This window comes from Halomonas tibetensis (assembly GCF_042643535.1).
Taxonomy (GTDB): Bacteria; Pseudomonadota; Gammaproteobacteria; order Pseudomonadales; family Halomonadaceae; genus Halomonas; species Halomonas tibetensis.
The window spans coordinates 55,606-68,119 of sequence record NZ_JBHRSQ010000009.1; the positions used below are offsets into that span (position 1 = coordinate 55,606).

14 protein-coding genes are annotated in these 12,514 nt (G+C 64.0%); 7 read left to right on the plus strand and 7 right to left on the minus strand.

Annotated elements, in window-relative coordinates:
- Positions 1 to 132: 132 nt before the first annotated feature.
- Both ACFODV_RS06525 and thiS read right to left on the minus strand, forming a co-directional pair.
- Positions 133 to 930: a thiazole synthase gene (locus ACFODV_RS06525; RefSeq protein ID WP_379756482.1), complete on the minus strand. Its 798-nt coding sequence runs from the start codon at positions 928 to 930 to the stop codon at positions 133 to 135.
- A 47-nt stretch (positions 931 to 977) separates the two neighbouring features.
- The gene (gene thiS, locus ACFODV_RS06530; protein ID WP_379756485.1) at positions 978 to 1,178 is read right to left on the minus strand and encodes a sulfur carrier protein ThiS; all 201 of its coding nucleotides are present in this window, start codon (positions 1,176 to 1,178) and stop codon (positions 978 to 980) included.
- Positions 1,179 to 1,333: 155 nt separating this feature from the next.
- Here thiS and ACFODV_RS06535 point away from each other — a divergent pair, with 155 nt between their 5' ends.
- The gene (locus ACFODV_RS06535) at positions 1,334 to 1,714 is read left to right on the plus strand and encodes a DUF423 domain-containing protein (RefSeq protein ID WP_379756487.1); all 381 of its coding nucleotides are present in this window, start codon (positions 1,334 to 1,336) and stop codon (positions 1,712 to 1,714) included.
- Here ACFODV_RS06535 and ACFODV_RS06540 read toward each other — a convergent pair whose 3' ends face one another.
- Both ACFODV_RS06540 and ACFODV_RS06545 read right to left on the minus strand, forming a co-directional pair.
- Positions 1,715 to 2,128, minus strand: a complete 414-nt coding sequence (locus ACFODV_RS06540; protein WP_379756490.1) for a PaaI family thioesterase — start codon at positions 2,126 to 2,128, stop codon at positions 1,715 to 1,717. It lies immediately after the preceding gene.
- 197 nt (positions 2,129 to 2,325) lie between these two features.
- Positions 2,326 to 4,500 (minus strand): malate synthase G, encoded by a 2,175-nt coding sequence (locus ACFODV_RS06545; RefSeq protein ID WP_379756493.1) that lies wholly within the window; start codon positions 4,498 to 4,500, stop codon positions 2,326 to 2,328.
- A gap of 235 nt (positions 4,501 to 4,735) precedes the next feature.
- On the opposite strand from ACFODV_RS06545, the gene ACFODV_RS06550 reads away from it, so the two are divergent.
- Both ACFODV_RS06550 and ACFODV_RS06555 read left to right on the plus strand, forming a co-directional pair.
- Complete coding sequence (locus tag ACFODV_RS06550) at positions 4,736 to 5,722, plus strand: alpha/beta hydrolase (RefSeq protein ID WP_379756496.1); 987 nt, start codon at positions 4,736 to 4,738, stop codon at positions 5,720 to 5,722.
- Positions 5,719 to 6,207, plus strand: coding sequence for a hypothetical protein (locus ACFODV_RS06555; RefSeq protein ID WP_379756498.1), 489 nt, complete (start codon positions 5,719 to 5,721; stop codon positions 6,205 to 6,207). The genes ACFODV_RS06550 and ACFODV_RS06555 overlap by 4 nt, the downstream gene beginning before the upstream one ends.
- A 20-nt stretch (positions 6,208 to 6,227) precedes the next feature.
- Here ACFODV_RS06555 and ACFODV_RS06560 read toward each other — a convergent pair whose 3' ends face one another.
- Complete coding sequence (locus ACFODV_RS06560; RefSeq protein WP_379756501.1) at positions 6,228 to 7,730, minus strand: YifB family Mg chelatase-like AAA ATPase; 1,503 nt, start codon at positions 7,728 to 7,730, stop codon at positions 6,228 to 6,230.
- Between the two features lie 76 nt (positions 7,731 to 7,806).
- Positions 7,807 to 8,139, minus strand: coding sequence for an accessory factor UbiK family protein (locus tag ACFODV_RS06565; protein ID WP_379756504.1), 333 nt, complete (start codon positions 8,137 to 8,139; stop codon positions 7,807 to 7,809).
- 279 nt (positions 8,140 to 8,418) lie between these two features.
- Between ACFODV_RS06565 and ACFODV_RS06570 the strand changes: the two genes are divergently transcribed.
- From ACFODV_RS06570 to glnK, 3 genes are all read left to right on the plus strand, one after another.
- Positions 8,419 to 8,757, plus strand: coding sequence for a P-II family nitrogen regulator (locus ACFODV_RS06570; protein WP_253447610.1), 339 nt, complete (start codon positions 8,419 to 8,421; stop codon positions 8,755 to 8,757).
- Positions 8,758 to 8,782: 25 nt separating this feature from the next.
- Positions 8,783 to 10,033, plus strand: a complete 1,251-nt coding sequence (locus tag ACFODV_RS06575; protein WP_379756507.1) for an ammonium transporter — start codon at positions 8,783 to 8,785, stop codon at positions 10,031 to 10,033.
- A gap of 147 nt (positions 10,034 to 10,180) precedes the next feature.
- A complete protein-coding gene (glnK, locus tag ACFODV_RS06580) occupies positions 10,181 to 10,519 on the plus strand; it encodes a P-II family nitrogen regulator (RefSeq protein ID WP_379756510.1) in 339 nt (112 codons plus the stop codon).
- 112 nt (positions 10,520 to 10,631) lie between these two features.
- Here glnK and ACFODV_RS06585 read toward each other — a convergent pair whose 3' ends face one another.
- The gene (locus ACFODV_RS06585; RefSeq protein WP_379756513.1) at positions 10,632 to 11,408 is read right to left on the minus strand and encodes a ferredoxin--NADP reductase; all 777 of its coding nucleotides are present in this window, start codon (positions 11,406 to 11,408) and stop codon (positions 10,632 to 10,634) included.
- 161 nt (positions 11,409 to 11,569) lie between these two features.
- Here ACFODV_RS06585 and ACFODV_RS06590 point away from each other — a divergent pair, with 161 nt between their 5' ends.
- Positions 11,570 to 12,496: a LysR family transcriptional regulator gene (locus ACFODV_RS06590; RefSeq protein WP_379756516.1), complete on the plus strand. Its 927-nt coding sequence runs from the start codon at positions 11,570 to 11,572 to the stop codon at positions 12,494 to 12,496.
- Positions 12,497 to 12,514 lie beyond the last annotated feature (18 nt).

A 12,514-nucleotide genomic window follows, 5' to 3' on the forward strand; every position in this document is an offset into this window, starting at 1 on the left:
TGCTCTCGTTCTGGACTCAGGTATCGGGCTGACGTTTCAGGCTGCAGTGTCGAGCTGTCTTGTCGAACTGTCTTGTCGAACTGTCTTGTCGAACTGTTGTGTCGGCCTATCGCGCTATCGATAGGCCGATATTCAGCCGTTGATACGGCCGGCAAAGGGCGAGGAGGGATCGGCGCTCTGGCGGCGGGGCATGCGCCCGGCCAGGAAGGCCTCGCGGCCGGCCTCCACGGCCTTCTTCATGGCGCTGGCCATCAGCACAGGCTGGCGGGCATGGGCAATGGCCGTGTTCATCAACACGCCGTCACAACCCAGCTCCATGGCCATAGCGGCATCGGAGGCGGTACCGATCCCGGCGTCCACCAGCACCGGAACGCTGGCCTGCTCGATGATCAGGCGAATATTGTGGGGATTCTGGATGCCGTGTCCTGAGCCGATCAGCGAGCCCAGCGGCATGATGGCACAGCAGCCCAGGCGTTCCAGTTCGCGGGCGACGATGGGGTCATCGCTGGTGTAGACCATAACGTCGAAGCCATCGGCAATCAGCGTCTCGGCGGCGGCCAGGGTCTCTACCACGTTGGGATAGAGGGTCGAGTCATCGCCCAGCACCTCGAGCTTCACCAGGCGGTGGCCGTCAAGCAGCTCCCGAGCCAGCTTGCAGGTGCGCACCGCATCCTTCGCGGTGTAGCAGCCGGCGGTGTTGGGCAGCAGGGTATAGCGCTCCGGAGACACCGCGTCGAGCAGGTTCGGCTCGCCGGCATCCTGTCCAAGGTTGGTTCGACGCACGGCGAAGGTAACCACCTCGGCGCCGGAGGCGGCGATCGCTTCGGCGGTCTCATCGAAGTCCTTGTACTTGCCGGTCCCGACCAGCAGGCGTGAGGTGAACTCGCGCCCGGCGATGCGCAGCGGCTGGTCCTGAAAGAAGTCTGTCATCGGGTTTGCCTTCTGTGATTGTCTTCGCTGGGGGGCGTGGGTGGCGTTCAGCCGCCGCCGATGGCGTGAACGACCTCGACCCGGTCGCCATCGACCAGAGGGGTCGCAGCATGCTCGCTGCGGGGCACGATCTCTTCGTTCACCTCCACGGCGATGCGGCGACCGGCGAGTCCCAGAGACTCGACCAGCGCGGCCACCGTGAGGTCGGGCGCCAGGGTCCGCGCCTCGCCATTGAGCTGGATCTGCATGGCGTCCTCTCAGAGCTTCGGTTGCTGTTTGATACTCCCGTTGTCTTATCGGCGGCTAAACCTGCCTGGCAAGGGAACATTACGGGGCATCATTGTAGCCGAGTCCGCCTATGCCGGGTACGGTAGCGGGCGTGACGCAACCTGAGGAAAACGAGATGCAGGACCGAGGCTGGTGGCTGGGCGCAGCCCTGTCGGGCGCTGTGGTGGTAATGGCAGGAGCCTTTGGCGCCCACGCCCTGGAGGGACAGCTGGCACCGCGCCTGGCGGCGGCCTTCGAGACCGGGGTCCGCTATCAGGCCTGGCACACCCTGGCGATGTTGGCCGTGCTGGCCTGGCGGGCCACCTTGCCGCTGTCGGGTCAGCGGCTGGCTATGGGGCTGTGGGCGGCGGGCATGCTGCTCTTCTCGGGATCGCTCTACGCCATGGCGCTGACTGGCCTTGGCGGGCTTGGCATGATCACTCCCCTCGGCGGGGTGCTGAAGATCGCCGGCTGGCTGGCGCTGGCGTTCTGCGTGGTCAGAGCGCCCCGCAACTGATCACTCTGAGTCCGGCAAGGCATAGGTGGCCGTGACCAGCGCCACCGGCGCCTCGTCACCGGCGGAGAAGAGCTGTACCTCCCCCACCGCCAGGCGCCGACCCAGCTTGAGGATGCGTGCGGTAGCAATGATGTCTCGATCTCCCCGGGGTCGGCGCAGGAAGCGGCAGTGCAGGTCGCTGGTGACCGCCATGGGTTCGGGCCCGATCTGAGCCAGAATCGCCACATAGAGACAGACATCGGCCAGTCCCATCAGGGTCGGTCCGGAGACACTGGCGCCGGGGCGCAGATGCTCGTCGTCTATGGCCAGACTCATGGTGGCGCGCATGTGATCGACGGCCTCGATGGTCCCGATACGCTGGGGGAATACCTCGTCGAGGAAATCCTCGATGGTGGCGGCGGTCATCACGGTCATAACGGGCCTCCCTGCTGTAGCTCATGAAAACTGGCCCCACCATAGCCGACCGGCAGCGCCCATGACAGTGCTCGAACGTAGTGCATCTCAACCTCCTCAATGACAGCGCCTCAATGACTGAGCCCTAATGACAGCGCCCCCACGGCGTTACCGCGGGGGCGCTAGGCACCAAGGCCCGAAAGCCAGAACAAGGCGTATTACTTCGCCTTGTGCACGGCGCGCCAATGGTGCAGCAGCGGCTCGGTGTAGCCAGCAGGCTGCGCGCGCCCCTTGAAGATCAGATCGCTGGCCGCCTGGAACGCGCTGGAGCCCTCGTAGTTCGCACTCATCGGCGTGTAGGTCGGGTCGTCCGCATTCTGCTGATCGACCACCTTGGCCATGCGCTCCAGGGTCTCCTGCACGCGCGCGGCATCCACCACGCCATGATGCAGCCAGTTGGCGATATGCTGGCTGGAGATCCGCAGCGTAGCGCGATCCTCCATCAGGCCAACGTCGTGAATGTCTGGCACCTTGGAACAGCCCACGCCGTGCTCGACCCAGCGAACCACGTAGCCGAGGATGCCCTGGCAGTTGTTGTCGAGCTCCTGCTGGAGCTCCTCCTCGGACCAGTTGGCCTCCGCGGCCACTGGCACGCTCAGCAGGTCATCCAGATAATCCGGTTCGCCCTTGGCTTCGAGTTCTCGCTGGATACCGGTCACGTCCACCTGATGGTAGTGCAACGCATGCAGGGTGGCCGCAGTGGGCGATGGTACCCAGGCGGTGTTGGCACCGGCCTTGGGATGGCCGATCTTCTGCTCCAGCATCGCGGCCATCAGATCGGGCATGGCCCACATGCCCTTGCCGATCTGGGCGCGGCCGCGCAGGCCACAGGCCAGACCGACCTGAACGTTGTTCTTCTCGTAAGCCTGGATCCAGGCGGCACCTTTCATGTCGCCCTTGCGGATCATCGGGCCCGCCTCCATGGCGGTGTGCATCTCGTCGCCGGTACGGTCGAGGAAACCAGTGTTGATGAACACCACCCGCGAGGCCGCCTCACCAATGCAGGCCTTGAGGTTTACCGTGGTCCGGCGCTCCTCGTCCATGATGCCCATCTTGAGAGTGTTCCGAGCCATGCCCAGCAGGTCCTCGACACCGCCAAAGAGTTCGCTGGAGAAGGCCACTTCCTTCGGCCCATGCATCTTGGGCTTGACGATGTACATGGAGCCTTCTCGGGAGTTGCGCGGCTCCCCTTCGCCTTTTTTGAGATCATGCAAGGCGAGCAGACCGGTGACAATGGCGTCGAGGATGCCCTCGGGCAGCTCGTTGCCTTCGGCGTCGAGCACCGCTGGAGTGGTCATCAAGTGGCCGACGTTGCGCACGAACATCAGAGAGCGGCCCGGCAATGTCAGCGTACCGCCATCCGTGGTGGTGAACTCGCGGTCAGCATGCAGGCGGCGAGTGATGGTCTTGCCGCCCTTCTCCACCTGCTCTTCCAGGTCGCCCTTCATCAGGCCCAGCCAGTTGCCGTAGACGCCGACCTTGTCCTCGGCGTCCACCGCGGCCACAGAGTCTTCGCAGTCCATGATGGTGGTCAGCGCTGCCTCGACCACGACATCCTTGACGCCGGCCGGGTCGGTCTTGCCGATCGGGTGGGTCGGATCGATCTGAATCTCCAGGTGCAAGCCGTGATTGACCAGCAGCACCGAGTCGGGGCTGCGCGCCTCGCCGGTATAGCCCACCAGCTTGCCGGGATCCTTGAGGCCGGTCTCGCGCCCCCCTTCAAGGCTGACCACCAAATGGCCATCACGCAAAACATACTTGACAGCATCGCGGTGAGAGCCGGTCGCCAATGGAGCGGCGCGATCCAGCAGGCCGCGAGCATAGGCGATCACCTTCTCGCCGCGCTTGGGGTTGAAGCTGGAACCTTTCTCGGCGCCGTCCTTCTCGGAGATGGCATCGGTGCCATAAAGAGCGTCGTAGAGGCTGCCCCAGCGCGCGTTGGCAGCGTTCAGGGCATAACGGGCATTATTCACCGGCACCACCAGCTGAGGACCAGCCTGGACGGCGATCTCACGGTCAACATTGGCGGTGGTCACCGAGACCTTGGCCGGGGCATCGACCAGGTAGCCGATCTCCTTGAGGAAGGCGCGATAGGCAGCCATGTCACCCACCGGACCCGGGGTCTCACGGTGCCAAGCATCTAGCCGCTCCTGCAGGCGATCACGCTCGACGAGCAGTTCGCGGTTCTTTGGGGTCAGATCGTGGAAGAGGGCATCGACGCCGGCCCAGAACGCTCCGGCGTCAACGCCGGTACCCGGAAGCGCCTGCTCACTGATGAAGCGGTCCAGCTCGGCGGCCACCTGGAGGCGATGGCGAGTCACACGTTCGGTCATGTTGGATCTCCTCGTGCTTGGCAGCCGACGGGGCGCATGCCAGGCTGCCGGAAAAAGGGGTGGAGTTACTTCGTAACATCGATTTTGTGGAAAATGCTTCCATATGTAAACCCGAAAAGCGCCGGGATCTCGCTCGGCTAGACCAAAAGATAAGGCAGGGACCAACAAGGTGCCCGCTTTACATGGTGTCAGCCCACGCTTGGGGCTAGCATTGCGGGGCGCCGCGGAGGATACGATGAGCGACTTCACCCCACTGCAGGCGCTGGGGCCCGTGCGCCTGGTCACACCGGCCGCGGCGGAACTCAGCGACGATCATCTGGAACGCTACCTGGGCCATTACGGCCTAGCGCCCCTGCTCGTCGAGCATGTGGGTCTATACGTAGGCTATGTGGATGCTCACAACTTTCGCCTCTGGACTCAGATATGGAGCCCTGCCGCGCCGGTTGGTACCGCTTTTGTGGTGCACGGCTACTTTGATCATCTGGGGCTCTATCGCCACCTGCTGGAGCGTCTGCTCGACCGCAACTGGCGGGTGGTGCTATGGGATCTGCCCGGCCACGGCCTCTCAAGCGGGGCTCGCGCCTCCATCGACGACTTCGACGACTACGGCGGCTGCCTGCGCGCCCTTCAGCAGCATCTGGAGGAAAGAAACTTGGCCCCACGCCCCTGGATCGGGGTAGGTCAGAGCACCGGGGCGGCGATACTGGCCACCGATGCGCTAACCCGCGGTGACGACGGCCACTGGGCCGGCCTGGCCCTGCTGGCACCGCTGGTGCGCCCCTGGGGGTGGAACCAGTCAAGCTGGCTGCATCTGCTGGTGGGGCCCTTCGTTCGCTCCATCCCCCGCAAGTTCCGCGCCAACTCCACTGACAACGATTTCGCCGACTTCCTGCGCGATGGCGATCCACTGCAGGCCGACCGCGTGGCCATCGGCTGGGTCAGCGCCATGCGCCGGTGGATGCCGAGGCTGCTCGCTCTTCCCCCCAATCCGGTGAAGACCCTGATCCTGCAAGGCGAACAGGACCTGACCGTCGACTGGGAGTGGAACCTGGCCGTGCTGGAGCGTAAGTTCCCCAATGCCGAGATCCACCGCCACCCTGAAGCGCGACACCACCTGGTCAACGAGGCCGAACCTATTCGCCAGGCACTATTCGAGACCCTCGACCACTTCATCGACTCCCTGGAGCCGATCGCCTCCCGTCAGGAGACCGACACCTCATGAACGCTCGCCGCCTTTCCTTACTGGCCGTGCTCCCGCTGCTGCTGGTCGGCTGCGCCTCCGCGCCTGACCGTCCCGAGACCCTGCGCCAAGCCCTGCTCAACCTGGGTGAACGTGCCGCCAGCCGCGTGATGCAGGCGCCCACCTTGCCACACCCACCCGGCAACCAGGTGCTACTGCTGGCCAACCCGGAGGTGAACGGCGAACTCGGCATCGGCCAGGAACGCTTCCGGGAAAGCCTCAGCCGGGCGCTGCTGGCGGTGAGCGATGGCCCTCAGGTGCTGGACTGGACCGAGAGCATGGGCACGGGGGGCGGCGCCAATCAATGGCGCCTGGAGAGCCGCCTGATGGCCGACGGCCCTCGGCTGCGACTATCGGATCGAGAGCTTCTGCCCTACCGGCTGACCCTGGTGTTGCGTCGACCGGACGGAGCGTCGGTGATGTGGGAAGAGAGCCTTCAGGGTGCCCTGGACGCCACGGCCCTCTAGTAGTTTCCCGCTCTCGACCTTCACCCCTTCAGCAATCGATCCAACTGGCGATAGCCGATCGCCTCGATCAGGTGCTCACGGGCCGGTTTAGGTTCGCCCGCCAAATCGGCCAGGGTCAGGGCCACCCGCAACACCCGATGGTAGGCCCGTGCCGAGAGCCTTAGCCGCTCCAGCACCTGCGCCAGCCAGGCTCGATCGGCGACGCATAGATCGCAGGCCGCCTCCAGCTCTCGTCCCGCCAGGTGAGCGTTGAGCGCCCCTCGCGCCAGCTGACGCTCTCGGGCAGAGACCACGCGCCTGCGCACAACCGCCGAGGACTCCCCCGTAGTGGCCGCGGTGAGCTGCTCCGGCGGCAGCGCCGGGACCTCGACCTGCAAGTCGATGCGGTCGAGCAGCGGCCCTGATAGCCTCGCCTGATAGCGCTGTATCTGGGCTGCCGTGCAGTGGCAGGCCTGACGCGGATCGCCCAGGTGGCCGCAGGGGCAAGGATTCATAGCCGCTACCAATTGAAAGCGGGCAGGAAATCGACGCTGATGGCTGGCCCGGGCGATATGAATCTGGCCCGATTCCATGGGCTCGCGCATGACCTCAAGGACATGACGCGAGAACTCCGGCAGTTCGTCGAGGAACAGCACCCCGTGGTGGGCCAGCGAGATCTCGCCGGGACGAGGTTTCGAACCGCCCCCTACCAGAGCCACAGCGCTGGCCGTATGGTGAGGTGCGCGGAAGGGCCGCCGCCCCCACTCGGCGGCCAGGGGCAGCCCACTCACCGAACGTACCGCCGCCACTTCCAGGGCTTCTTCATCAGTAAGCGGCGGAAGGATGCCCGGCAAACGGCTGGCCAGCATGGTCTTGCCGGTGCCCGGCGGCCCGGCGAACAGCAGGTTGTGAGATCCCGCGGCGGCCACCTCCAGCGCGCGGCGCGCCTGATACTGGCCACGCACTTCGGCGAGGTCAGGCAACGATGTGGCCGCCTCCGGCGGACGCGACAGACGATGGGGTGTGATGAGCGTCTGCCCCAGCAGGTGGGCGACCACCTCAAGCAGATGGTCGGCGGGCAGGACCTCGAGATCGCCGGCGAGCGCCGCCTCATCGGCATTGGCCCGGGGCACGATCAGACGGCGCCCGGCATGTCGAGTGGCCAGGGCCAGAGGCAACACGCCAGAGATTGGACGCAACCCGCCGTCCAGCGCCAGCTCTCCGACGCTCTCGGTGTCCTTCAGGGCCGTCGGGGGAAGCTGTCCCGAGGCAAGCAGCAGCCCCAGGGCGATGGGCAGATCAAAGCGACCGCCCTCCTTGGGCAGGTCGGCGGGCGCCAGATTAAGAGTGATGCGGCGCAGGGGATAGTCTAGCCCGGCGTTGACCAGAGCGCTGCGCACCCGTTCGCGGCTCTCCTTCACCGCTGTCTCGGGCAGGCCTACCAGGGTCATCCCCGGCAAACCATTGGCTAGATGCACCTCCACCTGCACCTCGGGTGCCTCGAGACCGAGGCCCGCACGGGTATGGACAATCGCCAGCGTCATGGGCGTTCCCTCGCCAAGGGTATTGTCTTCAGGCTAGCCCAGTGCTCGCTGCCCTGCCCTGCCCTGCCCACAAGGCTCAGCGGTCGGACTCACCCCCGCCGGCATCCTCCTCGGGCGTCTCGGCCTCGGAGACGTCCGCTGACGCCGCCGGCACCTCGGCGGTGCGTTCCTCGATCAACGTCTCGAGCGCTGCCACCTGCTGCTCCAGTGCCTCCACTCGGGCACGGGTGCGCTGCAGAACATCCATCAGAATATCGAAGTCCTCTCGGGAGACCAGCTCCAAGCGGTCGAAGGCGCCCTTCACCACCTGCTGAATGCCTTTCTGTACCTCTTCCGGCGCCTGGGACGCGCCTTGCAGTCGCTCGCCGATCTGCTGGGCCAGTCGGCCGATACGGTCATGGCTCACCATGGGTCTCTCCTCAACGTGTGAAATGCCTCCTACAGGATACCCATCGCCCGCCGCAAACGCATGCCCTGCCAACGCGCCAGAATGTTGCCCATGCACCCGGGCAGCGCACCATAAAGGTGCACAAGCCCTACCCCTCTTATCCAATGCACTGCATGAAAGGCCGGAACATCGCTTTAATTTCCTGTTTTAAATGGTATTTAAAACGAAATGGCACGTTTTACGCAGTACCGGAATATGCGGCCGCCGTGCCGATACCCAACGTAACCGGGGAGACAAGGGATGAAACTCATCACCGCAATTATCAAGCCATTCAAGTTGGACGACGTCCGCGAGGCGCTGGCCGACAACGGTGTCCAGGGCATCACCGTCACCGAAGTCAAAGGCTTCGGCCGCCAGAAAGGCCACACCGAACTCTACCGGGGGGCCGAGTACGTCGTCGACTTCCTGCCCAAGGTCAAGGTGGAAGTCGCCGTGGACGACAGCCGCCTGGAGACCGTCCTCGATGCCATCTGCAGCGCCGCCAACAGCGGCAAGATTGGCGACGGCAAGGTCTTCGTGACGCCTCTGGAGGACGTCATCCGTATCCGCACCGGTGAACGCGGTCCCGACGCCGTTTGATTGCCCACTGCCTGGAGAAATTGCCATGAGTGAACTGACAGAGCTTAGCTACGCACTCGATACCTTCTACTTTCTGATCTGCGGCATCCTGGTGATGTGGATGGCCGCCGGCTTCTCGATGCTTGAAGCCGGCCTGGTTCGCTCCAAGAATACCGCCGAGATCCTTATCAAGAACGTGGCCCTGTTCGCCATCGCCTGCACCATGTACCTGTTGGTGGGCTACTACATCATGTATTCCAGCCCCGAGGGCGGCATCCTGCCCAACCTGGGCTTCCTGCTGGGCGCCGAGAACAGCGCCGATGCGGTGCTGGCCGGCGGCGATGACGCTCCCTACTACTCCATGCGCGCCGACTACTTCTTCCAGGTGGTGTTCGTGGCCACCGCCATGTCCATCGTCTCGGGGGCCGTGGCCGAGCGCATGAAGCTGTGGGCCTTCCTGGCCTTCACCGTGGTGATGACCGCGGTCATCTACCCGGTCTCGGGCTTCTGGACCTGGGGCGGTGGCTGGCTCAGCGCCGCCGGTTTCTCCGATTTCGCCGGCTCCGGCATCGTGCACATGGCAGGCGCCGCGGCGGCCCTGGCGGGCGTGCTGCTCCTGGGCCCGCGCAAGGGCAAGTATGGAAAGGACGGCAGCATCTATGCCATCCCCGGCGCCAACCTTCCGCTGGCTACCCTGGGCACCCTGATCCTGTGGATGGGCTGGTTCGGCTTCAACGGTGGCTCAGAGCTTAAAGTCTCCGACGTCGATTCTGCCAATAACGTCGCCCAGGTGCTGGTCAACACCAACGCCGCGGCCGCTGGCGGCGTGATCGCCGCCCTGATCCTGGCCAAGCTATGGTTCCGCAAGGCCGACCTGACCATGACCCTTAACGGCGCCCTGGCCGGCCTGGTGGCTATCACTGCCGAACCGCTTGCTCCTTCCGCGCTGAGCGCCGCCCTGATCGGTGCCGTGGGTGGTGTGATCGTAGTGGTCGCCATCGTGAGTCTGGACAAGCTGAAGATCGACGATCCGGTGGGCGCCATCTCGGTGCACGGTGTGGTCGGCATCTGGGGCCTGCTGGCCGTGCCGCTGACCAACGGCGACGCCACCTTCGGCGCGCAGCTGCTGGGCATCGTCGGGATCTTCGCCTGGGTCTTCATTGCCAGCCTGATCGTCTGGGGCATCCTCAAGGCGGTGATGGGTATCCGTGTCAGCGAAGAAGATGAGTATGAGGGCGTCGACCTTGCCGAGTGCGGCATGGAGGCCTACCCAGAGTTCAGCGTCGCCAAGAAATGATGGCGGCTCTCACCGAGTGAGCTGGCGTGCTCCTCCTGGCCCCTTCGGGGGCCTTTTTTCATCCCGCCCGCCGCGGTGTATGCTAGAGAGCAATCAGGCGCACGCAGGTGGCTCTGCCACCGCACCGAACAGACGAGGAGTCCAACCATGAAACTGGTGACCGCCATCATCAAGCCTTTCAAACTCGACGACGTGAGAGAGTCCCTCTCTGAGATCGGCGTCCAGGGCATTACCGTGACAGAAGTGAAGGGGTTCGGCCGCCAGAAGGGCCACACCGAGCTCTATCGCGGCGCCGAATACGTGGTGGACTTCCTGCCCAAGGTGAAGCTGGAAGTCGCCGTTGACGACGACATGGCCGAGAAGGTGATCGACGCCATTACCAGCGTCGCCAACACAGGGAAGATCGGTGACGGCAAGATTTTCATCACCCCGCTCGAGCAAGTTATCCGCATCCGTACCGGCGAAACGGGGAAAGATGCCGTCTGAACTCAGCACGCAGCAGGCCAGCCTGAAATGACACCGCCTCCGTGGTCAGAACCACGGAGGCGGTTTTTCTTCTACTTGCCCCTTGAAGCTTGTCGTTTCCGGAGAACCCGGGTCACTTCTCCACAAACGCCCGTTCGATCACGTAGTCGCCGGGCTCGCCCATGCGCGAGGAGATCTTGAAGCCCAGGTCGTCAAGCACCGCACTGGTCTCATCGAGCATGGCCGGACTGCCACAGATCATGGCGCGGTCCTGCTTGGGGTCCATGGGCGGAAGACCGGTGTCCTCGAACAGCTTACGGCTGCGAATATGGTCGGTGAGACGCCCCATGGTGGGGAATTCCTCACGGGTGACGGTGGGGTAGTAGATCAGCTTTTCTCTGACCTCCTCGCCGAGATACTCGTGAGCCGGCAGCTCCTTCTGGATGAAATCGGCATAGGCCAGCTCGCTGACGCTGCGCACGCCGTGCACCAGCACCACCTTCTCGAAACGCTCGTAGACCTCCGGATCCTGAATCAGGCTCATGAAGGGGGCCAGACCGGTGCCGGTGGAGAGGAAATAGAGGTTGCGGCCAGGCAGCAAGTCGTCGGTAACCAGCGTGCCGGTGGGCTTGCGGCTGACCATGATCTGGTCGCCCACCTTCAGGTGCTGCAGCCGCGAGGTGAGTGGGCCATCCGGCACCTTGATGCTGAAGAACTCCAGGTGGTCCTCGTAGTTGGGACTGGCAACGGAGTAGGCACGCATCAGCGGCTTGCCGTTGACCTCCAGGCCGATCATCACAAACTGACCGTTCTTGAAGCGCAGGCTGCGCTCGCGGGTAGTGCGGAAGCTGAACAGCGTGTCATTCCAATGGTGGACGCTGAGCACCTCTTCCAGAGCAAACTTGCTCATGTCGACTCCTCGATATCGCAAAGGGCTATTTATTCCAAAAAAGAATAGATGAGCGGTGAATATTTGATTTGAATTCTAAGGGAAATAGCGTTATCTGTTAAATGAATTGTATGGATAACCCTTATCTATCGCCTTGATATAGATCATCGGAGTCTTGCGTCATGCGTTTCACCTTGCGCCAGCTGGAGGTCTTCGTCGCCGTGGCTCAGCACGAAAGCGTCTCCCGGGCGGCCCGGGTCCTGTCACTATCCCAGTCCGCAGCCAGCACGGCCCTGGCCGAGCTGGAGCGTCAGTTCGACTGCCAGTTGCTGGACCGCATCGGCAAGCGTCTGAAGCTCAACGCACTGGGCTTCCAGCTACTGCCAAAGGCGGTGGCCCTGCTCGACCGCGCCGAGGAGGTAGAGGAGCTGCTGCGAGGTCGCCAGGGCATCGGCACCCTGGATGTCGGGGCCACCCTGACCATCGGCAACTATCTGGCCACCCTGCTGATCGGCGACTTCATGCAGCGCTTCCCCGGCAGCCGAGTGCATCTGGCTGTGCGAAATACTCGCGCCATCATCGAGGGCGTGCGCCACCATGAACTGGACCTGGGACTGATCGAGGGGCACTGCGAAGCGGATGACGTCATCACCCAGCCCTGGGTAGAGGACGAGTTGGCAGTGTTCTGCTCTCCGCGCCACCCCCTGGCCAACAAAGGCCCGGTGGAGCTGGAGAGCCTGATGCGCGAGGCCTGGATCATGCGCGAGCAGGGCTCAGGCACCCGCCTGACCCTTGAGCAGGCGGCCCGCCACCGCCGCGGCCGCTTCAACGTACTGCTGGAGTTAGAGCACACCGAGGGCATCAAACGTGCCGTGGAATCGGGGCTGGGCATCGGGTGCGTATCGAAACTCGCGCTGCGCGATGCCTTCCGCCGCGGCAGCCTGGTGCCGATTTCAACGCCAGAACTCGATCTGAGCCGTCAGTTCGCCTTTATCTGGCACCGACACAAATACCTGGCCACCGGCATGCGCGAATTCCTCAAGCTGTGCCGACAGATGACCGTGGGCATCACTCGCAGCGACCAGATTGCTCTGCCTCCGGTGCCCTGAGCCATCGGATGGCGACGC

Bases quoted from the DNA above. Each gene is read 5' to 3' on its own strand.
- ACFODV_RS06555 (WP_379756498.1), top strand. From the start codon at position 5,719: ATGAACGCTCGCCGCCTTTCCTTACTGGCCGTGCTCCCGCTGCTGCTG.
- ACFODV_RS06550 (WP_379756496.1), top strand. From the start codon at position 4,736: ATGAGCGACTTCACCCCACTGCAGGCGCTGGGGCCCGTGCGCCTGGTC.
- ACFODV_RS06545 (WP_379756493.1), bottom strand. From the start codon at position 4,500: ATGACCGAACGTGTGACTCGCCATCGCCTCCAGGTGGCCGCCGAGCTG.
- ACFODV_RS06560 (WP_379756501.1), bottom strand. From the start codon at position 7,730: ATGACGCTGGCGATTGTCCATACCCGTGCGGGCCTCGGTCTCGAGGCA.
- ACFODV_RS06540 (WP_379756490.1), bottom strand. From the start codon at position 2,128: ATGACCGTGATGACCGCCGCCACCATCGAGGATTTCCTCGACGAGGTA.
- ACFODV_RS06575 (WP_379756507.1), top strand. From the start codon at position 8,783: ATGAGTGAACTGACAGAGCTTAGCTACGCACTCGATACCTTCTACTTT.
- ACFODV_RS06535 (WP_379756487.1), top strand. From the start codon at position 1,334: ATGCAGGACCGAGGCTGGTGGCTGGGCGCAGCCCTGTCGGGCGCTGTG.
- thiS (WP_379756485.1), bottom strand. From the start codon at position 1,178: ATGCAGATCCAGCTCAATGGCGAGGCGCGGACCCTGGCGCCCGACCTC.
- ACFODV_RS06525 (WP_379756482.1), bottom strand. From the start codon at position 930: ATGACAGACTTCTTTCAGGACCAGCCGCTGCGCATCGCCGGGCGCGAG.
- ACFODV_RS06565 (WP_379756504.1), bottom strand. From the start codon at position 8,139: ATGGTGAGCCATGACCGTATCGGCCGACTGGCCCAGCAGATCGGCGAG.
- glnK (WP_379756510.1), top strand. From the start codon at position 10,181: ATGAAACTGGTGACCGCCATCATCAAGCCTTTCAAACTCGACGACGTG.
- ACFODV_RS06590 (WP_379756516.1), top strand. From the start codon at position 11,570: ATGCGTTTCACCTTGCGCCAGCTGGAGGTCTTCGTCGCCGTGGCTCAG.
- ACFODV_RS06570 (WP_253447610.1), top strand. From the start codon at position 8,419: ATGAAACTCATCACCGCAATTATCAAGCCATTCAAGTTGGACGACGTC.
- ACFODV_RS06585 (WP_379756513.1), bottom strand. From the start codon at position 11,408: ATGAGCAAGTTTGCTCTGGAAGAGGTGCTCAGCGTCCACCATTGGAAT.